The 25,704-nt window shown below is 51.8% G+C and carries 22 protein-coding genes; 15 read left to right on the top strand and 7 right to left on the bottom strand.

From position 1 onward, the window contains the following. The first annotated feature begins 110 nt into the window (after window positions 1-110). The 12 genes from pduL (at window position 111) to pduF (ending at window position 12,203) form a co-directional block, all read left to right on the top strand. The gene (pduL, locus tag ACOZIO_RS14005; RefSeq protein ID WP_421595413.1) at window positions 111-1,850 is read left to right on the top strand and encodes a phosphate propanoyltransferase; all 1,740 of its coding nucleotides are present in this window, start codon (window positions 111-113) and stop codon (window positions 1,848-1,850) included. Then, window positions 1,847-2,542: a flavoprotein gene (locus ACOZIO_RS14000; RefSeq protein ID WP_331252984.1), complete on the top strand. Its 696-nt coding sequence runs from the start codon at window positions 1,847-1,849 to the stop codon at window positions 2,540-2,542. The genes pduL and ACOZIO_RS14000 overlap by 4 nt, the downstream gene beginning before the upstream one ends. Before the next feature lie 13 nt (window positions 2,543-2,555). Continuing rightward, window positions 2,556-2,822, top strand: a complete 267-nt coding sequence (locus ACOZIO_RS13995) for a EutN/CcmL family microcompartment protein (RefSeq protein WP_129953719.1) — start codon at window positions 2,556-2,558, stop codon at window positions 2,820-2,822. Between the two features lie 9 nt (window positions 2,823-2,831). Beyond that, window positions 2,832-3,323, top strand: a complete 492-nt coding sequence (locus ACOZIO_RS13990; protein WP_129953718.1) for a GlcG/HbpS family heme-binding protein — start codon at window positions 2,832-2,834, stop codon at window positions 3,321-3,323. An 11-nt stretch (window positions 3,324-3,334) separates the two neighbouring features. Next, window positions 3,335-4,546 carry a propionate kinase gene (tdcD, locus tag ACOZIO_RS13985; RefSeq protein WP_421595412.1) on the top strand — a complete coding sequence of 404 codons (1,212 nt, stop codon included), beginning with the start codon at window positions 3,335-3,337 and terminating at the stop codon, window positions 4,544-4,546. Window positions 4,547-4,749: 203 nt separating this feature from the next. After that, a complete protein-coding gene (gene grpH / locus ACOZIO_RS13980; protein WP_095925478.1) occupies window positions 4,750-5,031 on the top strand; it encodes a propanediol utilization system shell hexameric protein GrpH in 282 nt (93 codons plus the stop codon). A 21-nt stretch (window positions 5,032-5,052) separates the two neighbouring features. After that, window positions 5,053-5,838 (top strand): propanediol utilization microcompartment protein PduB, encoded by a 786-nt coding sequence (pduB, locus tag ACOZIO_RS13975; protein WP_421595411.1) that lies wholly within the window; start codon window positions 5,053-5,055, stop codon window positions 5,836-5,838. A gap of 42 nt (window positions 5,839-5,880) precedes the next feature. After that, window positions 5,881-7,419: an aldehyde dehydrogenase family protein gene (locus ACOZIO_RS13970; protein ID WP_129953715.1), complete on the top strand. Its 1,539-nt coding sequence runs from the start codon at window positions 5,881-5,883 to the stop codon at window positions 7,417-7,419. A 9-nt stretch (window positions 7,420-7,428) separates the two neighbouring features. Further along, window positions 7,429-7,734 carry a BMC domain-containing protein gene (locus ACOZIO_RS13965; protein ID WP_421595410.1) on the top strand — a complete coding sequence of 102 codons (306 nt, stop codon included), beginning with the start codon at window positions 7,429-7,431 and terminating at the stop codon, window positions 7,732-7,734. Between the two features lie 62 nt (window positions 7,735-7,796). Further along, window positions 7,797-10,343 (top strand): glycyl radical diol dehydratase GrpM, encoded by a 2,547-nt coding sequence (grpM, locus tag ACOZIO_RS13960; RefSeq protein ID WP_421595409.1) that lies wholly within the window; start codon window positions 7,797-7,799, stop codon window positions 10,341-10,343. 77 nt (window positions 10,344-10,420) lie between these two features. After that, window positions 10,421-11,338, top strand: coding sequence for a glycyl-radical enzyme activating protein (locus ACOZIO_RS13955; RefSeq protein WP_421595408.1), 918 nt, complete (start codon window positions 10,421-10,423; stop codon window positions 11,336-11,338). A 55-nt stretch (window positions 11,339-11,393) separates the two neighbouring features. After that, window positions 11,394-12,203, top strand: coding sequence for a propanediol diffusion facilitator PduF (pduF, locus tag ACOZIO_RS13950; RefSeq protein WP_129990928.1), 810 nt, complete (start codon window positions 11,394-11,396; stop codon window positions 12,201-12,203). 69 nt (window positions 12,204-12,272) lie between these two features. Here pduF and ACOZIO_RS13945 read toward each other — a convergent pair whose 3' ends face one another. The 3 genes from ACOZIO_RS13945 to ACOZIO_RS13935 all read right to left on the bottom strand — a co-directional run bounded on the left by ACOZIO_RS13945 (window position 12,273) and on the right by ACOZIO_RS13935 (window position 15,354). Next, a complete protein-coding gene (locus ACOZIO_RS13945) occupies window positions 12,273-12,746 on the bottom strand; it encodes a BMC domain-containing protein (RefSeq protein WP_129990929.1) in 474 nt (157 codons plus the stop codon). A gap of 308 nt (window positions 12,747-13,054) precedes the next feature. Continuing rightward, window positions 13,055-14,107, bottom strand: coding sequence for a response regulator transcription factor (locus ACOZIO_RS13940; RefSeq protein ID WP_129953709.1), 1,053 nt, complete (start codon window positions 14,105-14,107; stop codon window positions 13,055-13,057). A gap of 17 nt (window positions 14,108-14,124) precedes the next feature. Beyond that, the gene (locus ACOZIO_RS13935) at window positions 14,125-15,354 is read right to left on the bottom strand and encodes a sensor histidine kinase (RefSeq protein WP_129953708.1); all 1,230 of its coding nucleotides are present in this window, start codon (window positions 15,352-15,354) and stop codon (window positions 14,125-14,127) included. A gap of 272 nt (window positions 15,355-15,626) precedes the next feature. Between ACOZIO_RS13935 and ACOZIO_RS13930 the strand changes: the two genes are divergently transcribed. Continuing rightward, window positions 15,627-16,274, top strand: a complete 648-nt coding sequence (locus ACOZIO_RS13930) for a hypothetical protein (protein ID WP_129953707.1) — start codon at window positions 15,627-15,629, stop codon at window positions 16,272-16,274. Here ACOZIO_RS13930 and ACOZIO_RS13925 read toward each other — a convergent pair. The 4 genes from ACOZIO_RS13925 to ACOZIO_RS13910 form a co-directional block, all read right to left on the bottom strand. Continuing rightward, window positions 16,266-17,312 (bottom strand): LacI family DNA-binding transcriptional regulator, encoded by a 1,047-nt coding sequence (locus ACOZIO_RS13925; protein WP_129953706.1) that lies wholly within the window; start codon window positions 17,310-17,312, stop codon window positions 16,266-16,268. The two genes, ACOZIO_RS13930 and ACOZIO_RS13925, sit on opposite strands and share 9 nt — an antisense overlap. Window positions 17,313-17,342: 30 nt before the next feature. Beyond that, complete coding sequence (locus tag ACOZIO_RS13920; protein ID WP_129953705.1) at window positions 17,343-18,752, bottom strand: sucrose-6-phosphate hydrolase; 1,410 nt, start codon at window positions 18,750-18,752, stop codon at window positions 17,343-17,345. Continuing rightward, a complete protein-coding gene (locus tag ACOZIO_RS13915) occupies window positions 18,749-20,122 on the bottom strand; it encodes a sucrose-specific PTS transporter subunit IIBC (RefSeq protein ID WP_421595407.1) in 1,374 nt (457 codons plus the stop codon). Before ACOZIO_RS13915 ends, ACOZIO_RS13920 begins: the two co-directional genes overlap by 4 nt. A gap of 73 nt (window positions 20,123-20,195) precedes the next feature. Beyond that, the gene (locus ACOZIO_RS13910) at window positions 20,196-21,776 is read right to left on the bottom strand and encodes a carbohydrate porin (protein WP_421595406.1); all 1,581 of its coding nucleotides are present in this window, start codon (window positions 21,774-21,776) and stop codon (window positions 20,196-20,198) included. A 250-nt stretch (window positions 21,777-22,026) separates the two neighbouring features. Between ACOZIO_RS13910 and ACOZIO_RS13905 the strand changes: the two genes are divergently transcribed. After that, the gene (locus ACOZIO_RS13905) at window positions 22,027-22,959 is read left to right on the top strand and encodes an aminoimidazole riboside kinase (protein WP_421595405.1); all 933 of its coding nucleotides are present in this window, start codon (window positions 22,027-22,029) and stop codon (window positions 22,957-22,959) included. A 221-nt stretch (window positions 22,960-23,180) separates the two neighbouring features. Then, window positions 23,181-25,604, top strand: a complete 2,424-nt coding sequence (gene bamA / locus ACOZIO_RS13900; protein WP_421595404.1) for an outer membrane protein assembly factor BamA — start codon at window positions 23,181-23,183, stop codon at window positions 25,602-25,604. Window positions 25,605-25,704: the final 100 nt, after the last annotated feature.

Genomic DNA, 25,704 nt, shown 5'->3' with positions numbered 1-25,704 from the left:
CACCTGCACAACCGTGCGCAATCCCCTTTCAGGCAGTGAATGCTAGGTTAACGGCATCTTTTTTACGCTGCATTTCGTATGCCGCTAATCTGAGTAAGGGTGCTGAAATAATGGCAAGTGAATTTTTCTCCAGCCCGCGGGTATATTTTGGCAACGGGTCAGTCAACGTGTTAAGCCGCCTGAATAACAAAAAAGTCGCGATCGTCACGGATGAATTTATGCTGACTTCGGGCAGAACGGCTTATGTGACTGACCAGATGCCGCAGGCAACGGTATCGATATACGGCAAGGTCAGACCGGATCCGGGTACGGATATTTTGCTGGAGGGGGCGGCGCAGTTTAAAGCCTTCAGGCCGGATGTGATTATTGCACTGGGCGGGGGATCATCCCTTGATGCCGCCAAAGGAATCAGGGTCACGCTGGAGGACCATTATCAGCAGACTGGCGGTCAGTCAAAGAGCATTGAGCTGATTGCCATTCCTACCACCAGCGGTTCCGGGTCCGAGGTGACTTCTTACGCGATCATTTCCGACCCGCAGAATGGCCGGAAATTTCCGCTGGTTTCGCAGGCGCTGGTGCCGGATACCGCTATTCTCGACTCGGAACTGGTGCTGAGTCTACCGCGGCATATCGCCGTTGATACCGGAATGGACGTGCTGACGCATGCCATCGAGGCGCTGGTTTCAACGGGTGCCAATGATTTCAGCGACGCCCTGGCCGAAAAAGCCATTGCCATCACGTGGCAGTCTCTGCCGCAGATTTATGCTGATGAAAAAAACGTCGCAGCGCGTACGCATATGCATAATGCCTCCTGTATGGCGGGCATGGCATTTAACTCGGCGGGACTGGGGCTGGTGCATGGTATGGCGCATGCTGTCGGCGGCATGTTGCATATTGCGCACGGTAAAATTAACGCCATGCTGTTGCCGTTAGTCATTGAATTTAACGCCGCGCACGCCTCACCCGAAACCACTGCCCGTTACTGCCAGTGTGCCAGGATGATTCCGGGTATTGCCCCCGCTGAACCGCAACAGATGATTTCCCAACTGGTGGAGAAAATCCGTCAGCTCAATCTGCAGTTTGGTATTCCCCGCACGTTAAGAGAGCTCGGCACGGATTTAGCCGTATTTGAAACAATGCGTCTGTCCCTGACAGAAACCGCGTTAGCGGATGGTTGCACTGCCTCCAACCCTTACACGCCTTGCAGGCGGGATATAGACCAGTTGCTTTCCTGTATCGCTGAAACCGGCGAATACCCTGCACCGCAGTTTACCGTGCCGGTTGGGATTTCTAACCGTCACGTGCATCTGTGCCGTGAAGATATGGATGTTCTTTTCGGTTACGGCTCGACGCTGACATGCCTGAAAAAAGTCAGGCAACCCGGTCAGTTTGCTGCTGAAGAAACCGTGACACTCCGCACCCCGAAAGGCGAAATCGCGAATGTCCGGGTGCTCGGACCGCTGCGCAGCACCACGCAGATCGAGATTTCGGTAGCCGATGGTTTTGTGCTCGGGGTGAAGGCCCCGGTCAGAATGTCCGGTGACCTGGAAAACTCACCGGGTATTGAACTTGTCGGGCCGAAAGGGCGCGTCAGTAAATCACAGGGAACAATTGTCGCCTGGCGTCATATTCATATTTCGCCACAGGAAGCGGCACGCTACGGCCTGCGCGAGGGTATGGAAATTGATTTAGAGGCACAGGGGCAACGTGCGGGCATTCTCAGCCACGTGCTGGTGCGGATCAGCGCCGGTGCGGTGCTGGAATTGCATATTGATGTGGAGGAAGCCAATGGCCTGGGGCTGCGCAACGGCGATCTGGTATTCCGGTCTGGCCGGGGATCTCACCTGTGACTCCTGGAGAACGCCAGCGTTTATCTCGCCTGATCGACCGGTCAATTGCCGGTTTACTGGTGCGCAAGCGTGCTGCGTTGAAGGCCGGAGGCAAAACCGTGCGTGTGCTGATCAGCGGGGACGATCTGACGACATTGCCGATGACGCTGCAAAGCCTGCGGGCACTGGACAATGCGGGTTATGCGTTACGTGTGGCGTTTTCACATAGTGCGAGCCAGTCCGGCCTGAAAGCAGCATTACTGCCTGACATCGATCCGTTATACCTCGCTGATGATTTTGCTCCGCTGACCGCTGAGGTTGTCGACAGTCTGTATTTACCCGCACTTTCCACCAACAGCCTGAGCAAAATTGCGCTGGGTATCCGCGACAATCTCGCGACTGTGCAGGTTTTCCATGCACTGAGCACTAAGACGCCGGTGATAGTCACCCTGAACCCTGAACTTATGCATCTCGGTGACAGTGGCTTTGCGCTGCCGTTGCAGGTGAGGCTGGAGCAATACATCGACACCCTCAGGCAATACGGCATCGCGGTAACGGGCAGCGGAGAAAGCGTCTGTCAAAAACGGCTGATCACGCTGAACGATATCCGTCTTCACCGCGTGACAGACGTTTTACGCATTGGCCGCAACACGCTGATTACGCCTGCTGCGCAGGATGAAATTCGCCGACAGAACATCACCGTGATCCGGTGAAAGGGGAGGAGTTATGTATCTGGCAAAAGTGACCGGTGCGCTGGTCTCCACCACCAAACACATCTCGTTAAACGGGGCCAAATTACTGATGGTTGCCCGGCTTGATGAGCATTATCAGCCCACCGGTAGTGCTCAGGTGGCGGTGGATTTCGTCGGTGCGGGAAATGGCGAAATCGTCATTATTTCCACCGGCAGTTCAGCGCGTATGAGCAACAGCAAAGCGCATTCTGTGATTGATGCAGCCGTGGTCGGCATTGTCGATCCACAGGATCTCTCCTGAGGAACCCCTATGTCTGAACAATTGGACAGCTGGATAAGCGCGGCCATTTCCCGACAGCAAGCCGGACAACGGCATGCGCTGACCCTTGACGACTGTGCGTTGCTGGCCCGGTTTGCGCAAGAAGAAGCGCAGGCCATTGGTGTGCCGGTGGTGTTCAGCCTGGCCGACGCCAGCGGGCATCAGCGGTATTTTTTCAGCATGGAGAATGCATTGCTGGTAAGCCACCGCCTTGCGCCCGAAAAAGCGCTGACAGCCGTGGTGCTGAAAATGTCCACTCACCAACTCGCCGCGCTGATCCAACCGGGCGCAGCGCTTTACGGGTTGCAGCATCAGAGCGGTATTTGCTGCATTGGCGGCGGTTTACCGTGCTGGTCACAGGGCGTGTTACTTGGCGGGATTGGCATCAGTGGTGGCACGGTGGAACAGGATCTGACGATTGCACGCAATACATTGCGCCGTTTCAGCACAGCCCGTTTCGCACTCATAACTGAAAATGATTAACAGGGGTCAATATGTCCTTCGGTTCACTGGTTTTGGTTATCAATTGCGGGTCATCCTCGCTGAAGTTTTCGTTGATCGCGTCTGAGACGGGCACGCCGGTTCTCTCCGGACTGGCAGAAAGGCTGGGGCTGGATAATGCCAGCATGACGTTGAAAGACTGCCACGGGCAGAAAACCCGCGTCGCGCTGAGTGAAGCCAGCCATGTTTGCGCACTGAAAGTGCTGTTCAGGGAACTGACTGAACGTCGGTGGCTGCCAGTGGTGCGGGCCATCGGACACCGTGTCGCCCACGGCGGCAACGAATTCAAACATTCGGTACGCCTGACGTCTGAAGTGATTGAAAAAATCCGCACACTGTCGGCGCTGGCACCGCTGCATAACCCGGCTAATCTGACCGGCATCGAAGCGGCCATTGCGCTGTTGCCCCTGGTGCCACAGGTCGCGGTGTTCGACACGGCGTTTCATCAGACGCTGCCTGCGGCGGCGTACACTTATGCGATCCCGCTGGAATATCAGCGGCGTTATCAGGTGCGGCGTTACGGTTTTCACGGCACCTCTCACCGTTATATTGCGGGCGAAGCGCTGAGCATGCTGGAGCTTGACCCTGAAGATCACGGCATTTTGATTGCCCATCTCGGCAACGGTTCTTCGGTATGTGCGGTGCAGAACGGACGCAGCGTGGATACCTCGATGGGCATGACGCCGCTTGAAGGGCTGGTGATGGGTACGCGCTGCGGCGATCTGGATTTTGGTGCGGCGGCGCATATCGCGGCCAGTACCGGCCAGAGTATCGACGCGCTGTACAAAATGGTGAATAACCAGTCCGGCCTGCTTGGGATATCCGGTCTTTCCAGCGATTGCCGCACGTTACAGGATGCGCGCAGCCAGGGCGACAAGCGGGCGACACTGGCGATTGATGTGATGGTTCACCGGCTGGCACGCCATCTGGGTGCGCATCTGACATCCCTGAAACGTCTTGATGCTCTGATCTTTACCGGCGGGATTGGTGAGAATTCGGCGCTGATCAGGGAACTGACGCTCGAACGCCTTGGCGTATTGGGGCTGAAGCTGGACTCACATAAAAACCAGCAAACCTGCGGCGGAAGGGCCGGTGTGATATCGCCACAAAACTCTCCTTATGTGGCGGTGATCCCGACTGATGAAGAAAAAATGATTGCGCTGGATGCGCTGGCAATTTGTCACGCACAGACAGTGAATGAATAAATAAGAAAACAGAGAGATTTTCTTGTCCGGCTCCCTGAAGAAATAACAAGAAAGTCCGGCTGGCGGGCAAAACATTTGGTCATGAAATCTTTATTATCATCCTGCGTGAAGAATTTGCCGGCAGGATAAACATACGCGGGCTGGCGGTCTGTATTAATAACGCCTGCGTTAATTAACGTCCCCACTCATTATTCGAGGTTTTTATGCAACAAGAAGCATTAGGTATGGTTGAAACAAAAGGTCTGGTTTCTGCAATTGAAGCGGCAGATACCATGGTGAAATCTGCCAATGTCACGTTGGTCGGTTATGAAAAAATAGGTTCAGGGCTGGTTACGGTAATGGTGCGCGGCGATGTTGGCGCGGTTAAAGCGGCGACTGATGCCGGTTCTGCGGCAGCACTCAAAGTGGGCGAACTGGTCTCTGTGCATGTTATTCCGCGTCCGCATATCGAAGTGGAAAAAATCCTGCCAAAAGCCGTTGGTTAATAACCTCAGAGGATACTGACCATGAGAGATAATCTTGTTGAGCGGATTATATCTGAAGCAGTGAATCAGCAGACCAGTGAAAATGCCGGAGATAAAAAAGCCGCCAGTATTGCGGGCTGTGGTTTAACGGAATTCGTCGGAACCGCTCTCGGACATACTATTGGTCTGGTTATTGCCAATGTCGATAATCAATTACATGACGTCATGAATATCGACAAGAAATATCGCTCTATTGGTATTCTTGGCGCCAGAACCGGTGCGGGCCCGCATATTTTTGCGGCCGACGAAGCGGTGAAAGCCACCAACAGTGAAATATTATCGGTTGAACTTGCGCGTGATACGCAAGGGGGCGGCGGACATGGGTGCTTAATTATTTTCGGTGCATCTGATGTGTCTGATGTCCGCCGTGCCATTGAAGTGGCGCTGTCTGAAATTGAACGCACCATGGGCGATGTGTACGGTTCACCGGCGGGACACCTTGAATTCCAGTACACCGCCCGCGCCAGCTTTGCGCTGAATAAAGCTTTTGGTGCACCTGTCGGTAAAGCCTTTGGCATGACCTGTGCCTCGCCTGCGGCCATCGGCGTAGTGATTGCCGATGTGGCGGCCAAATCGGCGGTGATCGAACCGGTGGGTTACGCCAGTCCGTCAAAAGGCACCAGCTTCAGTAACGAAGTCATTTTCACCTTTGCCGGTGATTCCGGTGCGGTGCGTCAGGCAGTGATTGCCGCGCGTGAAGTGGGGCTGCAACTGCTTGCCACGCTGGATCCGTCACCGATCAGTTCCACCACCAAACCCTATATTTGAGGGTTAACCTTGCGAAGTGACGTGCAGTAAGGAATTAACAGCATGAATGATATTGAAATTGCTCAGGCGGTCTCCAGCGTGCTGAGCAGGTTTACCAAAATGACGCCGGAGAGTGCGGTAATAAACAGTGCTGCAGAGACCGCGCCGCCGCCTGCGCCGGAACGCCCTCCGGCACCGGCCAGCGCCTCTCTCAACGCCATTGTTGCCAGAGCGCTGGCGCAGAAACGGGTCACGACGATCCCGTCACCGGCCTGCGAACCGGGTAATGGCGCATTTGCATCAATGGATGAAGCCATCGCCGCAGCGGTGCTCGCGCAGGTTCAGTATCGCCACTGTCTGATGCAGGAGAGGGCGACATTTGTTCAGGGTATCCGCGATGTCTTCCTGCAGGAACCGGTCTTACAGACTATTTCGCGTATGGCAGTGGAAGAAACCGGCATGGGGAATTACGCCGATAAGCTGACTAAAAATCGTGTTGCTGCGCAGAAAACACCGGGGCCGGAAGACCTCATTACCGGCGCGCTGAGCGGCGACAGCGGGCTGACCCTGACGGAGTTTTCTGCCTACGGGGTAATCGGTTCAATCACGCCGACCACCAATCCGACAGAAACCATTATCAACAACAGTATCGGCATGCTGGCGGCGGGAAATTCCGTGGTGTTCAGCCCGCATCCTCGCTCACGCAAGGTTTCCCTCTATTGCGTGGAACTGATTAACCACAAACTCGCCAGCCTGGGCGCACCGGCCAATCTGGTGGTGACTGTTACGCAGCCTTCCATCGACAACACCAGCACCCTGATTAGTGATCCGCGCATCAACATGCTGGTGGCCACCGGCGGCCCGGCGATTGTGAAAACGGTAATGTCATCCGGCAAAAAAGCCATTGGCGCGGGAGCCGGGAATCCGCCTGTGGTCGTCGATGAAACCGCCGATATCGAAAAGGCCGCCCGTGACATCATCTGCGGATGCAGTTTCGATAACAATCTGCCATGTGTGGCGGAGAAAGAAGTCATTGTTGTCAATCAGGTCGCGGATTATCTGATCCATTGCATGAAGAAAAGTGGCGGTTATCTGCTGTGTGACAAAGCGCTTCTTCGCCAGATGGAGTCACTGGTACTGAACGAGAAAGGTACCGGCCCGGACACCGCCTTTGTGGGTAAAGATGCACGCTATATCCTGCAGCAACTGGGCATCATTGCGCCGGAAGACACCAAAGTGATCCTGGTGGAAACGGCGAAAAATCATCCATTTGTGGTACATGAACTGATGATGCCGGTGTTGCCGGTGGTGCGGGTCGATAACGTCGATGAAGCCATCGAACTGGCGGTGCAGGTCGAGCATGGCAATCGCCATACCGCCATCATGCATTCCACCAATGTCGAAAAGCTCACCAAAATGGCACGTCAGATCCAGACTACGATTTTTGTGAAAAATGGGCCTTCCTATGCCGGGCTGGGTGTTGGCGGCGAAGGGCATGCCACGTTTACCATTGCCGGACCGACCGGAGAAGGGCTGACGTCGGCGCGTTCTTTCGCCAGAGCCCGTCGCTGCGTGATGGTCGAGGCCCTTAACGTCAGATAAGGCGCGGCGATGAAAAAACGCATCATAAACGCACCCACGCCGGACATCGTGGCAATGATAAAACGCAGGATGCCCGGGGAATTTCGTTCACGGCTTGATCTTATCCGTATCGATGCGATTGGCATGATTATGTTACCGGTGCCGGATCTTTATTTCTATGCAGATGCCGCCAGTAAAAGTGCCAATGTGGTGGTCTCGGAAATATTCGGCAGTTGCCCGCAACATATTACAACACTGGCCATATTCGGTGAAGTCGCCGCCGTGAATGAAGCCATGCGAATAATACAAGACGACAACAATAATACGGCTTTCTGATTATACGCTGATAAAAACGATTACTGCCGCAAGGTTTAATAATTAATTTCGGGAGTTATTCTATGTTAGAGAAAGGCTTTTCTAATCCGACCGAACGTGTTGTAAGACTCAAAAATATGATCCTGCATGCTAAACCCTATGTAGAATCTGAGCGCGCCGTATTAGCGACGGAGGCTTATAAAGAAAATGAACAACTGCCTGCCATTATGCGCCGGGCACGCGTGGTCGAAAAAATATTTAATGAACTGCCGGTCACTATTCGCCCTGACGAACTGATTGTCGGTGCAGTGACCATTAATCCTCGCTCTACCGAAATATGCCCTGAATTCTCTTATGACTGGGTGGAAAAAGAATTTAATACTATGGAGCACCGGGTCGCCGATCCGTTTATTATTCCGGAAAAAACGGCTGACGAACTTCACGAAGCTTTTAAATACTGGCCGGGTAAAACCACCAGTTCGCTGGCCGCATCTTATATGTCGGAAGGCACCAAAGAAAGCATGGCCAGCGGCGTATTTACCGTAGGTAACTATTTCTACGGCGGCGTCGGACATGTGAGTGTAGATTACGGAAAAATACTGAAAATCGGTTTTCGCGGCATTATTAATCGGGTGAGCTGCGAACTGGAAAATCTGGATCGTTCAGAACCGGGATATATTAAAAAAGAACAATTCTATAACGCGGTAATAATCAGTTATCAGGCAGCTATCACTTTTGCGCACCGTTACGCGCAGGAAGCCACGCGTCTGGCACAGCTGGAAAGCAATCCGGTACGTAAACGCGAACTGGAGCAGATTGCGCAAAACTGTAGCCGTGTACCGGAAAACGGTGCCACTACGTTCTGGGAAGCGTGCCAGACCTTCTGGTTCCTGCAAAGCATGTTGCAGATTGAATCCAGCGGGCATTCTATATCGCCGGGGCGTTTTGACCAGTATATGTACCCATATCTGGCTGCCGATACCTCCATTTCGAAAGAGTTTGCCCAGGAATTGGTGGATTGTTGCTGGATAAAGCTCAACGATATCAACAAGACCCGCGACGAAATTTCTGCCCAGGCGTTTGCCGGATACGCCGTGTTCCAGAACCTGTGCGTCGGCGGTCAGACTGAAGACGGCCGTGATGCCACCAACCCGCTGACTTACATGTGCATGGAAGCGACGGCGCATGTGCGTCTGCCACAACCGTCGTTCTCTATTCGCGTCTGGCAGGGTACGCCGGATGAATTCCTGTTCCGCGCCTGTGAACTGGTACGCATGGGGCTGGGCGTTCCGGCGATGTACAACGATGAAGTGATTATCCCGGCGCTGCAAAACCGTGGTGTCTCCCTGCACGATGCCCGTGATTATTGCATCATTGGCTGCGTGGAGCCGCAGTCGCCGCACCGCACCGAAGGCTGGCACGATGCGGCATTCTTCAATGTGGCAAAAGTGTTGGAAATCACGCTCAACAATGGCCGCGCTGGCAACAAACAGTTAGGGCCGGTGACCGGCGAAATGACCGGATACACTAGCATTGATGATTTCTTTACCGCCTTCAAAAAACAGATGGTGCATTTCGTGCATCAGCTGGTGGAAGCCTGTAACAGTGTAGATATCGCCCATGGCGAGCGTTGCCCGTTGCCGTTCCTTTCCGCGCTGGTCGATGACTGTATCGGTCGCGGTAAGTCGTTACAGGAAGGCGGCGCGATCTACAACTTTACCGGCCCGCAGGCCTTTGGTATCGCTGACACCGGGGACTCCGTTTATGCCCTCCGGAAACAAGTCTTTGAAGACCGCAAACTGACACTGACTGAACTGAAAAGCGCACTCGACGCTAACTTTGGTCATGCAGTCGGCTGCGCACCTCACGCGGCAGACGGTAAGTCATCGCTGGGAGAACAGGAAATTCATGAGATGGTGAAACGTATCATCGAACAGCATGGTTCACTGGATCCGACGGCGATCAAAAATGAAGTTTACCGTCAGCTTGCCAGCGGCACTTCCGCAGCTCCGGCAGGGACCAACTCACGTTTCGAAGAGATCCGACACATTCTTGAAAATAGCCCATGCTTCGGGAACGACATCGATGAAGTGGATCTCGTGGCCCGTGAATGTGCGCTGATTTACTGCCAGGAAGTCGAGAAATATACCAACCCGCGCGGCGGTCAGTTTCAGGCCGGTATCTATCCGGTTTCTGCTAACGTCTTGTTCGGCAAAGACGTGGCAGCACTGCCGGACGGACGCATGGCGAAAGAACCATTGGCCGACGGCGTTTCACCGCGTCAGGGTAAAGATACCCAGGGGCCAACCGCAGCAGCTAATTCAGTGGCCAAACTCGATCACTTCATTGCCTCTAACGGCACGCTCTACAACCAGAAATTCCTGCCGTCGTCACTGGCCGGAGAACAGGGTTTGCGCCATTTCAGCGGGCTGGTACGTAACTACTTTGATAAGAAAGGGATGCACGTCCAGTTCAATGTCATCGACCGCAAAACCCTGATCGAAGCGCAGAACAATCCGCAGCAACATCAGGATCTGGTGGTACGCGTCGCCGGTTACAGTGCGCAGTTTGTGGTGCTGGCGAAAGAAGTGCAGGACGACATTATCAGCCGCACAGAACAGCAATTCTGATTAGCTACCTTCACGGGCTATGTACAACACATGGCCCGTTTTTTAAATAACCTGTGGCGCTGATGGCGGGTAAAGTTATGAATAAAGTCGATTACGAAACGGAAGGCGTATTATTTAATATTCAGCGCTATTCTCTGCATGACGGACCGGGTATCCGCACCATTCCTTTTTTTAAAGGCTGTCCGCTGGCCTGCAAATGGTGCAGTAATCCGGAATCACAACATCCGCAACCGGAATTATTATTTAAAAAGAGTGATTGTATTCGTTGCGGTAAATGTCTTGAAGTCTGCCGGCAACAGGCATTATCCGTTAATAATACTTCTTTTATAGATCGTGAACGGTGTATTCATTGTGGTAAATGCACCCAGGTCTGCCCGACTCAGGCACTGGAAATGAAAGGTAAACGCATGACGGTGGCGGAAGTGATGCGGGAATTGCAGAAAGAAGAAAATTTGTACCGGCGTTCAGGTGGCGGGATCACGCTCTCCGGCGGAGAACCCCTGGCGCAGCCTGCGTTTGCCCGGGAATTGCTGAAAGCCTGTAAGGAGAAGGGCTGGCACACGGCGATGGAAACGACCGGCTTCGCCACAACCGAGGTAATTGCTGACGTTTTCCCTTATGTCGATCTGGCGCTGACTGACATCAAGGCGATCAACCCGGCAGTGCATCAGGCCAATACCGGTATGGATAACCGCCAGATCCTGGAAAATCTGTTACGTATTTCTTTCATGACAAAAACCATAGTGCGTATACCGGTGATCCCGGGGGTGAATGATAATACGGAAGAAATACGTCATATCGTGAAATTTGCGCGACTGATGTCCCATGTCGATACCTTGCATTTATTGCCGTATCACGCTTTTGGCGAAAATAAATATAGTCTGCTTGGGCGTATTTATCCGATGGGGGACGTGGAAAGTATTGCTGGATCCAAAATGGAATTATTAAAAAAAGAAGTGGAGTCGTCCGGTTTTCATTGCCATATCGGCGGCTGAGTTTCCGGTCAGGATATTCAGCTTTTCAAAAATATAATCAAAATAAGGTCGTTATATGCATGATTCAGTGAAGACGCCATGTATTGCGGAATTTCTCGGTACCGGCTTATTTTTGTTTTTCGGCATCAGTTGTCTGGCAGCAGTGAAAGTGGCGGGGGCCAGTTTCGGTTTGTGGGAAATCTGTATTGTGTGGGGGCTGGGGATTTCACTGGCCGTCTATCTCACGGCGGGCATTTCCGGCGCACACCTTAATCCGGCGATCACGATAGCCTTGTGGCTGTTTGCCCGTTTTCCCGCGCGTAAAGTAATACCCTATATTATAGCGCAGGTGGCTGGCGCTTTCGGTGGTGCGCTGCTGGCGTACATGTTCTATCACAACTTGTTTGTTAATTTTGAAACCGCCAATCATATGGTGCGCGGCAGCGTGGAAAGCCTTCAACTGGCCAGTATATTCAGTACCTATCCGTCGGCGGCGATAAGCGTGTGGCAGGCGGCGTTTATTGAAATGGTTATCACCTCAATTCTGATGGGGCTGATTATGGCGCTGACCGACGACGGTAACGGTGTGCCGCGTGGTCCGCTGGGGCCGTTGCTGATTGGCATTTTGGTCGCCGTTCTCGGCGCATCAACCGGCCCGCTGACCGGTTTTGCCATGAACCCGGCGCGTGATTTTGGCCCTAAATTGTTCAGCTTCTTCGCGGGCTGGGGCAACATCGCCATGACCGGTGGTCGCGACATTCCCTATTTCCTGATCCCGATTATTGCTCCGGTGATCGGTGCCTGCCTGGGCGCTGCGGTATATCGCCTGTGTATCGGTAAAAACCTGCCGGGAAACGCACCGGTGGCGGATGTCGCCAAATCTTAGGCTTTTCTAACCCAACCAATAAAAAACGGCGGTGCAGTGGCATCGCCGTTTTTTATGTGCAGGTAACGCTTATTTTCTACGGTTGCCGCGACGGGATTTTTGGCTTTTGTTCACGATGACCGGCGCTTCCTCTTCCTTCTTCACTTCTTCCTGAAAATCCATGCATGAGTACGGAGCTGGCGTTGCTTCCACATTAACCACGGGTATGCTTTGCGGATCTTTCTGCGTTGTGAACGTAGATTTAGCGGGCGTCATGCCGGTGGTTTCTGTGGAATAAATCATGCTTTCAAGATATTGCGCCGTGCGGGCAATCACCTTGTGCGCAAAGACGGTGCCGACTTTGCTGGCTGCCATCACTCCCGCCGCGACGGCCGCGTTGACTGCGCCGACTTCGCCTGCCAGTTTGACGGTAACCAGACCGCCGCCCTGAGTGAGTTCATAACCGACCAGCGTGACGTGCGCGGATTTCATCGCGGCATCCGCGGCTTCCACCGCAGCGGCCAGACCGACAGTTTCAATTAATCCCAAACTTTGTCCGGGCATAGATCGCTCCTGTTACCAGATTCATAGTGAAGTGCGTCGTGCACTCTTTCAGGTGTTCCCGCGTAGTGTCTGTGTTTTTCGGTTTTTTCCAGGGGAAAATGTTGCGATAAACATGGCCGTCGCAGACGGCCTGACGGTAACGCGGGTCGAGGATCCTGCAACAGATACGCTCTGAAGTTGTGTCACGTTGTTCAACGGCTCACCTATGGTAGAGGCGGCCGGTGAAAGCGACGTACACTATCTTGCGGACAGGGGGGATTTTTTTGCCCTCACGCTGAGTGCGCGTACAGAATTAACCGGTCTGCGCATTAAGCAGGTACAGGCGCGACGATTTTACGAAAATCAGACGGGGCCATACCGGTTTCCTTTTTGAATATCCGGCAGAAATAGTTGGCATCCTGCCAGGAAAGCTCCAGCGCAATGGTATTGATCCTCAGGTCACTGCACTGAAGCAGCGATTTGGCAACGTTTATCTTGCGGCCGGCGATGTAGTTTGAGAAACCGGCGCCGGTCATTTTCTTAAACGCCCGGCTCAGATAACAGGAACTGACAAAGGATCGTGCGGCAATGTCGTCGAGCGTCAGGTTATCAAGAATGTTTTTTTCGATGTGGAATTTTGCGCGATCGATAAAGCTCATCGAGCCAGTGAAGTGCTTAAGTGCATGGTCGAAAACCGTTTCCCCGATGCTCAGCAGCCGGGACATGATGCGGTAGTAGGTGCTGGCGGAAATACCGGACTGGCTGATTTCCTGGATTAGCGCCGTCACTGTCTTTGCCGCTGGCTGGCCTTTCTCCCCCCATGATATGAGGTGCTGATGCATTAATTCGAGCACATCTGTCAGTATTTTGCGCTGGCTTATAGCGGATGGCGTGGCAGCGCAGGTGTTATCCAGTGCGTCAAACAGGAAGTTATGCCACTGAGGATAATCGCAGCGTTCGATCATCGTACCGACGGTTTGTTTCAGCGCCCGCGACGCCACAATATCCACATCACTGACGTCGAGGGTTTTACGGATGGCATCGGTCAGGGTGCTTTTCTTCACCGGCTTCAGCAAATAGTCATCCACTTTCAGGTTGAGCATGCTGCGCACAAGATCAAAATCATCGTTGGCCGTGGTGACAATCACTTTGGTACTGGCGCTTTTGGTCCGCAGATATTCAATCACCTGATTACCATTGGGTAGCGGAATATTAATATCGACCAACATCATGTCGATTTGATCAAGCTTGTCGATCAGCTGGATGGCTTTCTTGCCGGTACTGGCTTCATGTACTATGGAATTACCGACGGACTCAGACACAATCCGCCGCAAAGATTCAGATTCAATGAGTTCATCTTCTACAATCACAATATTGTACATGCTCACGTCTCCGTTTATCAGGCTTGCAGCATGGGGAATTTCAGGGTGATGGTGGTTCCCCTTTGTGGCTGATGGAGGCTGGAAATGCCCAGTCCATAGCTTTCACCAAATAACAGCTGAAGCCGGTTTTTTATATTATTAATACCGATGCCGCCTTTCTGGCGATTTTCATCACCGGATAAAATGTTGGCAATGTCGGCTGGTGAAATACCGTCGCCGTTGTCGGTCACCTGCAGAATGACATCATGCCCGTCGTCATTGGCGCTGATGCGTAGCCAGCTGGGGGTGTCACGCGGTTCGACGACGTAATTGAAAAAATTCTCGACCAGGGGCTGCAATATCAAAAACGGGCAGACGACTTCCGCATACTTTTCAGGAATATCGCACTGATAATCAAAACGGTCATTCATGCGCACTTTCTGAATCGACATATAACTGGTGACATAATTAATTTCATGCCGCAGCGTAATCAGGCCATGATTACTTTTACGCAGCAAATAACGCATCATGTCCGAGAAGTCATGTACCATGTTTTCTGTCCGCTGAGCATTTTCCAGATATGCCAGGCGGCCAATGGTATTTAATACATTAAAGAGAAAGTGCGGGTTAATCTGATATGACAGGGCTTTAAATTCTGCCTCATGCAGTGAACGTTCTGTTTCCACTCTTTTACGTAATTCGTCAGTAAGTTCCAGATCTTTCCTGTGCAGTTCGCGCTGAATATTATTGGTATGCGCCTGTTCCACCAGATAAGAAGAGACGTGCAGTAACGTGGAGGCCGTAGATTCAAAACGATCATATGGCATACGTTTAGCGTCCTGATGTAAATCGATCAGCCATGCATTCTCTTTCCATATTTGGTTGTTATCGAGGATATAAGGAATGGTGCGCTCTTTCTCCTCCTCGACTTTCACCTGACCGGAAATAAATGCCCCGAGATAATGATCGTTTATCATGATCGGCACGGCGAACTCAACAAACCCGCAGTAGCAGCGGTAAACCACCGGTTTTCCGGCCCGCATAGCGGCCCGGCCACCGGCATTATCACTTTCGTAACAATGCGTTGCCAGAGATGGGTTACACCTTGAACGGGCGCAAAAATCTGAAAAACCACTCGCCTGCGTGACCGGCACACCATCCTGATCGACGACGACTAAAGCAATCATCATTGATTTACTGAAATTATCCTGGAGGGTTTGAAGTCTTTTTATATCAAGAAACTCATGCAATTTATATTTGTTATTCATTACGATTACCTGTAGTGGTAATTGAAATCATTCACTATATCAATATACAGGAAATCATCTGCGGGTATTTTGAAACCCGTCACAGCGGAACAAATTTAATTAGCCGGGGATGTTAACTTACATGAGGTTATGTTAATTAATACGGAAGTTAGGGCAGTAAGCGGAGAGAGCAGTACAGGAGTGGCAGGACCTGATTTTTATTGATGCAGTCTCTGAAGGAGGATGATAAAATTACGGGAGGACAATGATATGCAGAGCATAAGGAGATCAAAATGCCATTTTTTCCGCCATTCAAAAAGCAGTTTGAGGAAGGGGATTTGGTTTACGGGATGCATGAGCAAAGGGGGATGTATTCTAATAAATTCGAATTTTTCAAAAATTCGGCTACCCCTAAGAATATTTCAACGATAGACCAATATGCCGCGACAAAGGTTGAACAGACGCTCCAGCATAAATACGAGAGAGTAAAGCCTTTAAAGCAGGCTGACTATTTGCGTACGTTATCCTCTCATTCAAAATATAAAGCAATATGTGAGGCCCAAGGTTTTAATATGAATGGCAGAGCAGTACATCATCACCAGGTTATTGGGAGAAAGTGTAAGGCAGGATTATTTTGGGTTTCTACGTTACAGGATAATACCACGGTTCATTTTATTCTTGATGAAATAGATTTGAATATGGTGGCAGAAAAGTCTCATCCGAGGGATCAGCACGGGAGATCTTTCACGGGCGTGGAGTTAAGATGGATATATCGAAACAGGCATAATCCTCAGGTAATGAAAAAGATCCAGTTCTGGTTAAAAGGTTCTCCGACTGTACCACCCTGGGCGAGTGATAACAGCGGGTTCTGGCAGCAATATATTCCTCGCTCAGAACCAGACTGGTCAGCATCGTTATCGAGATTATTTCATTTAGCGTAGCGGTAGCGTTCCATAATTAATCTGTGTAAAAGGCGGGGAGCGCCAGTGCAATTTAGGGGTTAAAAAGCATTGCGGCTGTTCTACGGGTTGTTCATTCATCAGCCCACTTATCATACTAAAGCAGTGCATGGCCAGTTCACGGCAGTCCTGTGCGACCGTGTCAATTTTCACAGACAGGGAGTCATAAAGATAATGGTCGTCAAAACTGCACAGGTGGATATCACTCTCCAGCAACTGATGCTGGCTCATATATCGCAAAACACCTTCCATCAAGCCACATGACGCAACGAAGAGGGCTTTGGGCGGGCGTCCAAGGCGGGCACAAAGTTGCGCAAACATTTCATAACCGGAGCTGGGATGGTAATTACCATACAGAACCCAATCGGGATTCAGGCTGACACCTGCACGTTGCAGCCCAAGCTGATAACCCGCGAGACGGTCACGGGTCGGTGAAATTCGCGGCTGTCCACCGAGAAAATAAAACTCATCACGCTGGATTTGGGCTATCCGGGAGACCAGCTCTGCTGAAGATTCTATGGCTTCACAGACAACCATAGGGAGCTGTGTGTCCTGCATATGGCGGTCAAATAAGACTACGGGTAATTGCTGACTGATTTTTACGTATTCCGCATCACTGAGCATGCTTGATGCCACAATCAGCCCGTCGACCTGCCGCTGAATAAGGTTATTAACAACCATCGTTTCCTGGCTGGTATTTTCATCCGTACAGGCAATCAGCAACTGCATGCCGTTCTCACGACAAAGCATTTCAAGTTCGTTAGAGCAGGCGGCAAATCCATAGTTGGTCATTTCCGGCACCACCAGCCCAAGCGTGAAGCTGCGGGTGACATTGAGCGAACGGGCGTGAATGCTCGGCTGATAATGATGTTCTGCTGCCACGGCGAGTACCCGATCCCGGGTGAGATCGGAGATACGAAACTTCTTGCTGTGTCCGTTAAGCACCTGGCTGGCAGTCGATTTCGACACGCCAGCCAGTTCGGCTATGCCACTGATAGTGATGCGTTTGGTCTTTTTCACTGCGCCATATTCTGTTATCCGAAAGGGCATTTATTCTATCACGCATTCAGCCAACGACCAGTGGCGCAGCGCAATCTGATGAGAACCCCGTACGGTCAGTTGGGCAGGTAAAGCAGGAAAATAGCGTGAGGACATCACAGCTTCCCCGTCATTAATGAAAATCTCAAGGCTCGACGCATCGCTTAATACCGTCAGCTTGTGCAGTGCGCCGCGCCAGACACGGTGTTCCGGCAAACCAGTACGCCGGTTTTTTCGCGTTAAACGCAGCCATTCTCCGTCGAAGCTGAGCGTCATGTCGCCACCTAAATCCGCACTGAAAGCGTGTTCAGTGATAATTTCCGTCTGGGCTTTTGTCATGTCCAGATGAGGGCAATCGTCGGCAGTTCCCTGCCATGCCTGCTCATCACGACGGAGTTGTTGCAGTTCCCGTGCCGGTTTTTGCATGATTTTACCCGCCACCATCGTCAGTTCGCGCGGGCAGGTCATTGTATGCAGCCAGCCATTTTGTATTGTCGGCTGGAAAAATTCATCACTGTCCGGTATGCCCATCCACCCGATGAGCAGGCGTCGCCCGTCATCCGTTTGCGTAGTTTGCGGCGCATAAAATTCGAACCCCAGATCTAACTCAGTGAATTCGCCGTGCTCAAGGGTCGCATTGTCGTAATCCAGTTGCCCGACAAAATAACCCGACTGGAACGTATTCAGATAACGGTCAGATTCCGCCGCTAAACCTTGCGGACAGCAAATCAGAATGTCGTTATCGCCCAGCCGGAATAAATCCGGGCATTCCCACATGTAGCCGAATTCACCCAGCCCGTGTAAACCTGAACCGGCCATTTCGCCGAGAAGATCCCAGGCTAATAAGTTGTCGGATCGTAACAATAATACTTTGCCCTGAAGGTTAAGATCCTGAGCCCCTAACACCATGTACCAATGGTTTTCATGTCGCCAGACTTTGGGATCCCGGACATGTCCGGTATAACCTGCCGGCAGGGAGAGTACCGGGCCGGTTTTATCAAACTGGCCCTCTGTGTTTTCGCGTGCCAGACATTGAAATGCCGTGCGGCTGCCATCGGGATATTTCACATTACCGGTGTAAATGAGTGTCAGCTGGCCGTTATCGGTCACGGCTGAACCGGAATAGCATCCGTGGGTTTCGAATTCTTCTGACGGCACCAGCGCGAGCGGTTCATGCTGCCAGTGAAGCAAATCTGCTGAGCTCCAGTGCCCCCAGAACTTGGCACCGTGCGCGCAGGCCAGCGGATTCCATTGGTAGAATAAATGGAAACGTCCGTTATGCTGGATAAAACCATTCGGGTCATTGAGCAACCCGACCGGCGGCGCGAGATGCCAGCCGGGACGGTAAGGATCTGCCGCCGCGTTAACCTGACCCGCCACCACGCTGTGCAGCGCTTTTTTCAGCAATCCGGCTTCCGTCATTTTTCACTCTCCGTGTTGTATTTGAGCAGCAATGACAGCAGGAATGCGCTGCCAAAGGCAATCACCATCCCGATCAGATAGCTGAGAATCGAACTGGATTGCACGATGGCCAGCCCCGGAATACCGGTCAGACCAACCGCTGTCATATTGACATGCATTGCCACCACCCAGGCACCGCCGAGCGCACCGCCTGCCAGCGCCGCGAGGAAAGGTTTCATAAAGCGCAGGTTGATACCAAAAATTGCCGCTTCGGTGATGCCCAGCATCGCGGAGAAGGCCGAAGGCACCGCAATGGCTTTAATTTTCGCATCACGCGTTTTGAAATAGACGGCAAGACAGGCCCCGCCTTGTGCAACGTTGGCCATCGACCAGATAGGCAGCAGGAAATTCACGCCGATATGCGGATTCCCCAGCAAACCCGCTTCAATTGCATGGAAGCTGTGGTGAATACCGGTGATCACGATAACTGAATACAATCCGCCGAACACCAGCCCTGCCACCCAACCGGCATGGGAGATTAATGTGCTGAGAATAAACGAAATACCGTCACCGAGCGCACGACCCGCAGGGCCGATGACCAGGAATGCGATAAAACCGGAAATAATGACCGTCAGGAACGGTGTCAGGATCAAATCCAGTGCATCGGGGATCACTTTGCGCAGGCGTTTTTCAATGAAGCTCATGAACCAGACGGCCAGTAAAACCGGGAAGACCGTACCCTGATACCCGATCATCGCAATCTCAATACCAAAGAAATTCATGGTATGGAAACCACCGGCAACGCCCCAGGCATTGGTCAGCGCCGGATGTGTCAGAATACCGCCGAGGGTGGCACCGAGGAACGGATTGCCACCAAATTCCCGTGCGGCAGTAAAACCAATCAGGATCGGCAGAATGATAAATGCCGCCGAGCTGAACATATCAAGCATGATAAAAATCGCGCTCTCAGGGTTGGCCCAGCCGTAGGTCTTCACCATACCGAGCAGCCCCATCAGCAGGCCGGACGCGACGATTGCCGGAATAATCGGCACAAAGATATTCGACAGTACGCGCGCAAGCCTCTGGAAGGGGTTGAGTTTCCGTGCCGCAATATCGGCGGCTTCGGATTTACTTGATTCGCTGATACCGGCCACTTTAATAAACTCGGCGTACACCTTGTTCACTAACCCAGTACCGAAAATGATCTGAATCTGTCCGGCATTGCTGAAACAGCCTTTTACGCCTTCCACTTTTTCGATAGCACTTTTGTTGATCAGACTGTCATCTGCCAGCACCAGGCGCAGACGTGTGGCACAGTGTGCCGCGCTGGCAATATTGTCCTTCCCACCCAACAGCGGAAGCAGCTCAGTCGCGATTGCATTGATGTTCATAGAATCCCTTAATTTATCATTATCGTTAACGCCCGGTCAGGCCGGGCGCTTTTTTTGAATCAAACCCTGCTGTTTAGAACCAGGTTTCCATCTGGATGCCGAAATTCCACTGTCCGCCCGCTGTAAAGCCATCAGTACCAAAGGAATCGCTGGAGGAGTAACTGTCAAGTTCTTTGCTCCAGTCCATATAGGTGGCGAAGAAGCGTATTTCAGGACGGCTCAGCATGTTGCTGATATCGCCCACCTTGAAAGTCGGTGCAAAGGTTAGTTTGTAGAAACCCCCTTTCACTTTGTTGTAATCGCTGTAACCTTGCGGATCGAGATCCATATACTGATAGCTGCCTTCATACGCCAGCTCGAAATTCTCAGTAATTTGCTGGATCAGCCGGGTATTAAACGTCAGCCATTTATAGTTATCTCCGGAGACATAGCGGTCTTTACTCTGCTGAGCCAGAACAGCCGGTGCGATGCTCCAGTTTTTGCTGATCGGCGTGATACCGTATGTGGCCAGACGAAGCGTACTGGCATCGTCAGTCAGATGTCCGTCAGAGCCCAGTGCTTTCACCTCTGCTCCCAGCCCGTGACCATAAAGTAGTGCTGTTTTGGATGTCCCTTCACGCAGGCCGTAAAAACTGTCGCCGTGGTACGCCAGCAGGGTATGGAAGCCGGTATCCGCCGCATTGGTGACCCCCCTGGTGCCGGTATTTTCGCGATCCTGATTGTTTTTGGCCCGCAGCCCGCTTAGCATCCACTGGAAAGGTCCGGCATAGTTATTGGCCGTAACAATGTAATTCTCGATGCGGGTATCATCGCTATTCTTGTCTTCAAGATCGTCAAAGTTTCTTCCGTAGAGCGAGAAGTTACTTTTCAGGTTCTCCCCCCATTTAACGTCGTAAATCCCGCCGCCTGTGCCTGCCAGGAAGATGATGTCGGAATCAAGCCAGTGAATGTCGAAATTATCGCGGTCAAAGCGCTTACCCGCCCAGAGGGTGGAATCTTTCCAGGGGCCGCTGAACGTGGGTAAAGAACCGAGTTCAACAAAGGCCTGACGGATATTTAATTCACTGGTGGCTGCGGTCCAGTCGTTGTAGCTGCGCTGACCATCAGCCAGCATGACTTTGTAACGGGAGGTCGCGCCGCTGGCCATCGTCTGGTTATGCTCCAGATTCAGCTCGACGTAGGTATTATTTTCATTGCCCAAACGTCCTACCGCACCGCCAGTTTGCCCGGCAGGCGTAACATAAGGACCACTTTCTGTTGAGGTCCCGGAATCATTCATGATCACGCCTGAACGTGCATATCCCGTAAATTTGAACCCGCTGTTATCACTGCTGTTTTTATTGTTGTCAGCGACTAACGTTTCAGTACGTTTAGCCACCTCTGCTGTATTTTGCCCGGTCGTCTCAACATCCTTCGCCACGAGCCGTGTCTGTTGTTCATTACTGGTTGTGCGCGCTTCCAGTGTTTTGACCTGCTGTTCAGCTTCAGTGGCACGTTTCTCTGCTTTGGCGGCGCGGTTTTCGGCGACTTGTAGTCTTTTTTCTAACGCGGCAAAGCGGGCTTCAATGGCACTGGCTGAAATATCGGCGCCCTGGGCGGTGCATGACAAAATTAATCCAATTGCAACAGCAAGATAGCGGGGTTTCATCATCATTTTTATCACTCAGAAGAGGTTTAATTATTATGGGGAAAACTGTTTAGCTAAATTGCTAAACTGGTTTTCCTGAGCACAATAAGCATTCGCATGGCATGCAGGCAATGAATTTTTAAGGTCTTGTCGTGGGATTGTGATCTTGCTGGCAAAATGTTCTCTAAGCCTGAAATTTCATTTGCACTTGAATAGCTAAACCGGTTCTTCTATTTTATCACCAGACGATTTATCAGGATTTAAAAAAGGAATGAAGATGACTAACCGGGTTTGGGTATTGGGCGATGCCGTGGTGGATCTGATCGCTGAAGAAGATGGCCGCTTATTAAAATGTCCGGGCGGGGCACCGGCGAATGTTGCCGTCGGGATCCGCCGCCTCGGAGGTGACAGCGCATTTATCGGACGTGTGGGTGACGATCCGTTCGGAAAGTTTCTGCGAAAAACACTCAGTGATGAGGGGGTGAATATTGATTGTATGTACCTTGATGCTCATCACCGAACCTCCACCGTCGTCGTGGAAAACGATGCTGACGGAGAGCGAACCTTCACATTTATGGTACGTCCGGGCGCTGATCTTTTTCTGCAGCCCAACGACATCCCGGCTTTCAAGCCCGGGGATTTTTTACATTTATGCTCGATAGCGTTATCTGCGGAACCTTCACGTTCTACCGCCTTTCTGGCTATGGCAAAAATGAAAGCAGCAGGGGGGTATATTTGTTTTGACCCCAATATCCGGCATGACTTGTGGTCTGATGAAGGCCTGTTGCGTGACAATCTTGCCCGCGCCTTGTCGCTGGTTGATGTGATTAAAATCTCAGAGGATGAGCTGGAATTTCTGACGGGTGAAGCGTTGTTATCAGAAGGGGTACTGCGCCTGTGCGACGTGTATAAACCCGAACTGCTGTTGGTCACGCAGGGGAAACAAGGGGTTTCGGTCTACCGGAAATATAATGCGGGTCTGAAACACTACCCCGCGCCCGAAGTGAAGGCTGTGGATACCACCGGCGCCGGAGATGCATTTGTTGCCGGATTGCTGGCCGGACTGGCGCAACACTGGCCGCTGAGGTCGGACAATGTCTGGCAATCTATTATCCGGCAGGCACTGGCATGCGGGTCACTGGCCACCACTGCCAGAGGCGCAATGACCGCATTACCCGATAGCGATACCTTAAAGGCATTTTCGTCTTAAACCGGGTCCGCGCCCGATGAATTTACGCGGACTGCAACTGTTCTTCCGGCGAAAAGAATGTAAGTAATGCGTAATCCAATGTCATGTTTTACGAAAATCAAAAGTTAGCCGCTGAACCTCGCCTATATCTCACAGTCTGTTAGCGAGGTTATTTCTTCTGATAGCAAAATCTTTTGTTAACAGGAATTTTTGTGAGTTGAAAAACGGCGAGCACGGATCACATGACAATGAAAAAATTACTCTTAGCGTCGCTGCTGTTCAGCAGTGTCCCGGTTTTTGCTGCCGGCGGGTTTGTCGTAAAAGACATTCACGTCGAAGGATTGCAGCGGGTCACTGTGGGTGCGGCGTTGCTGAGCATTCCTGTGCGCGTGGGAGATACGGTATCCGATGACGATATCAGCCAGACGATCCGTGCATTGTTTGCGACCGGCAATTTTGACGATGTGAAGGTGCTTGAAGATGGCAACACGCTGATTGTCCAGGTGAAAGAACGGCCAACGATTGCCAGCATTACGTTCTCAGGCAACAAAGCCATAAAGGACGAGATGTTGCAGCAGAACCTGGAAGCCTCAGGGATCCGCGTCGGGGAAGCGCTGGACCGCACCACCATTTCGTCGATTGAAAAGGGGCTGGAGGATTTTTATTACAGCGTCGGCAAATACAGCGCGAGTGTTAAAGCGGTGGTGACGCCGTTGCCGCGTAACCGCGTGGACGTGAAACTGGTCTTTACCGAAGGTGTGTCGGCAAAAATTCAACAAATCAATATTGTGGGCAATAAAGCTTTTACCAGTGACGATTTAATCGCCCATTTCCAGCTGCGCGATGAGGTGCCGTGGTGGAATGTGATTGGCGATAAAAAATATGAAAAACAAAAATTGTCAGGTGATTTAGAAACACTTCGCAGTTTTTATCTCGATCGCGGTTATGCCCGTTTTAATATTGATTCCACCCAGGTCAGTTTAACGCCGGATAAAAAAGGAATTTATATTACCGTCAATATTACCGAGGGTGCGAAATATACCGTGTCCGGCGTGGTGGTGACCGGTGATATGGCCGGACATTCTTCCGAAATTGAAACACTTGCCACTATTCCTGCCGGTGAGTGGTATAACGGCGCGAAAGTCACCACAGTGGAAAGTGATATCAAAAATCTGCTGGGCCGCTACGGCTATGCCTATCCGCATGTCACGACGCAAAGCGACATTAATGAAACGGATAAAACCGTGAAACTGCGTATCAGCGTGGATACCGGCAACCGTTATTCGGTGCGACGCATTCGTTTTGAAGGTAATGACACCTCGAAAGATGAAGTATTGCGGCGTGAAATGCGCCAGATGGAGGGCGCGTGGCTGGGCAATGATCTGGTGCAAAAGGGCAAAGACAGGCTGAACCGTACCGGCTATTTCGAGTCGGTCGATGTGGATACGCAGCCGGTACCGGGTTCACAAGATCAGGTTGATGTGGTTTACAAAGTCAAAGAACGCAATACCGGTACATTCAACGTGGGTGTGGGTTACGGCACTGACAGTGGCATCAGTTATCAGCTCGGTGTGACGCAGGATAACTGGCTGGGCAGCGGTAATACGGTCAGCTTTAGCGGTACACGTAACTCTTATCAGACTTATGTCGAAGTCTCGGCGACTAACCCGTATTACACCGTTGATGGTATCAGCCTCGGCGGTAAAGTGTTCTACAACCATTACGACGCAGAAGATAACGATCTGGCGGCGTATAACCTGCAAAGTTACGGCACGGGAGTGAATCTCGGTCTGCCGGTCAGCGAAAATAATACGCTGAATCTGGGGCTGGATTACGTTCACAGTACGCTGAGTGATATGGAGCCGCAGGTGGCGGTCTGGCGCTATCTCAATGCCAGCGGCGTACAGCCGGGGCTGGTGACGACGTCTACCAGCAGTGATGCACAACTGAGCACCAATGACTTCTTCGCCAGCGCCGGCTGGGCGTATAACGATCTTAACCGCGGCTTCTTCCCGTCATCCGGCACGCGCGCCAGTCTGGTAGCAAAAGTTACCACGCCGGGCTCGGACGACAGCTATTACAAAATCACCTTCGATGCCAACCATTACATCCCGCTGAGCGACAAATCGGACTGGGTATTAATGGGCCGCGCCAAAGCCGGTTATGCGGCAGGCATTGGCAGCAACGAAGTGCCGTTCTACGACAACTTCTACGCGGGCGGCTCCAGCTCGGTTCGCGGTTTCTCCTCCAACACCATCGGGCCGAAAGCGGCGTATTACAAATGCAGCAGCGCTGACAAGTCGTATTCCACCTGTCCGGTGACCAAATCGACTGATGCGGTGGGCGGTAATGCGATGGCGATTGCCAGCGCGGAACTGTATGTGCCGACGCCGTTCATCAGCGAGAAATACGCCAGTTCGGTCCGTACATCATTATTTGTCGACTCCGGCACGGTGTGGGATACAAAATGGAAAAATACCTCAGCGACCGAAGCCGCGGGTATTCCGGATTACAGTGACCCGACACATATTCGTGTTTCCAGTGGTATAGCGCTGCAATGGCAATCCCCGCTTGGCCCGCTGGTATTCTCTTATGCGCAGCCGCTGGTGAAATATGAAGGGGACAGCGCTGAGCAATTCCAGTTTAATATCGGTAAGACGTGGTGATAATAAATCCGTCTTACAAAGTTATTACTTTTTACAGACGCAATGAGAATAGAAAATAAATCATATTCAATTATAATGCCGGCATGATGTTTATTGAGCA

It is taken from the genome of Rahnella sp. PD4 (assembly GCF_049199325.1).
GTDB lineage: Bacteria > Pseudomonadota > Gammaproteobacteria > Enterobacterales > Enterobacteriaceae > Rahnella > Rahnella perminowiae.
This window is presented reverse-complemented; position numbering and strand designations above follow the sequence as displayed.

Coding starts and splice junctions, on each gene's coding strand:
- grpH (WP_095925478.1), top strand. CDS start 4,750: ATGCAACAAGAAGCATTAGGTATGGTTGAAACAAAAGGTCTGGTTTCT.
- ACOZIO_RS13965 (WP_421595410.1), top strand. CDS start 7,429: ATGAAAAAACGCATCATAAACGCACCCACGCCGGACATCGTGGCAATG.
- grpM (WP_421595409.1), top strand. CDS start 7,797: ATGTTAGAGAAAGGCTTTTCTAATCCGACCGAACGTGTTGTAAGACTC.
- ACOZIO_RS13990 (WP_129953718.1), top strand. CDS start 2,832: ATGTCTGAACAATTGGACAGCTGGATAAGCGCGGCCATTTCCCGACAG.
- ACOZIO_RS13940 (WP_129953709.1), bottom strand. CDS start 14,107: ATGTACAATATTGTGATTGTAGAAGATGAACTCATTGAATCTGAATCT.
- pduF (WP_129990928.1), top strand. CDS start 11,394: ATGCATGATTCAGTGAAGACGCCATGTATTGCGGAATTTCTCGGTACC.
- ACOZIO_RS13955 (WP_421595408.1), top strand. CDS start 10,421: ATGAATAAAGTCGATTACGAAACGGAAGGCGTATTATTTAATATTCAG.
- ACOZIO_RS13935 (WP_129953708.1), bottom strand. CDS start 15,354: ATGAATAACAAATATAAATTGCATGAGTTTCTTGATATAAAAAGACTT.
- bamA (WP_421595404.1), top strand. CDS start 23,181: ATGACAATGAAAAAATTACTCTTAGCGTCGCTGCTGTTCAGCAGTGTC.
- ACOZIO_RS13995 (WP_129953719.1), top strand. CDS start 2,556: ATGTATCTGGCAAAAGTGACCGGTGCGCTGGTCTCCACCACCAAACAC.
- ACOZIO_RS13915 (WP_421595407.1), bottom strand. CDS start 20,122: ATGAACATCAATGCAATCGCGACTGAGCTGCTTCCGCTGTTGGGTGGG.
- ACOZIO_RS13920 (WP_129953705.1), bottom strand. CDS start 18,752: ATGACGGAAGCCGGATTGCTGAAAAAAGCGCTGCACAGCGTGGTGGCG.
- ACOZIO_RS13910 (WP_421595406.1), bottom strand. CDS start 21,776: ATGATGATGAAACCCCGCTATCTTGCTGTTGCAATTGGATTAATTTTG.
- pduL (WP_421595413.1), top strand. CDS start 111: ATGGCAAGTGAATTTTTCTCCAGCCCGCGGGTATATTTTGGCAACGGG.
- ACOZIO_RS13970 (WP_129953715.1), top strand. CDS start 5,881: ATGAATGATATTGAAATTGCTCAGGCGGTCTCCAGCGTGCTGAGCAGG.
- ACOZIO_RS13905 (WP_421595405.1), top strand. CDS start 22,027: ATGACTAACCGGGTTTGGGTATTGGGCGATGCCGTGGTGGATCTGATC.
- ACOZIO_RS13945 (WP_129990929.1), bottom strand. CDS start 12,746: ATGCCCGGACAAAGTTTGGGATTAATTGAAACTGTCGGTCTGGCCGCT.
- ACOZIO_RS13930 (WP_129953707.1), top strand. CDS start 15,627: ATGCCATTTTTTCCGCCATTCAAAAAGCAGTTTGAGGAAGGGGATTTG.
- pduB (WP_421595411.1), top strand. CDS start 5,053: ATGAGAGATAATCTTGTTGAGCGGATTATATCTGAAGCAGTGAATCAG.
- tdcD (WP_421595412.1), top strand. CDS start 3,335: ATGTCCTTCGGTTCACTGGTTTTGGTTATCAATTGCGGGTCATCCTCG.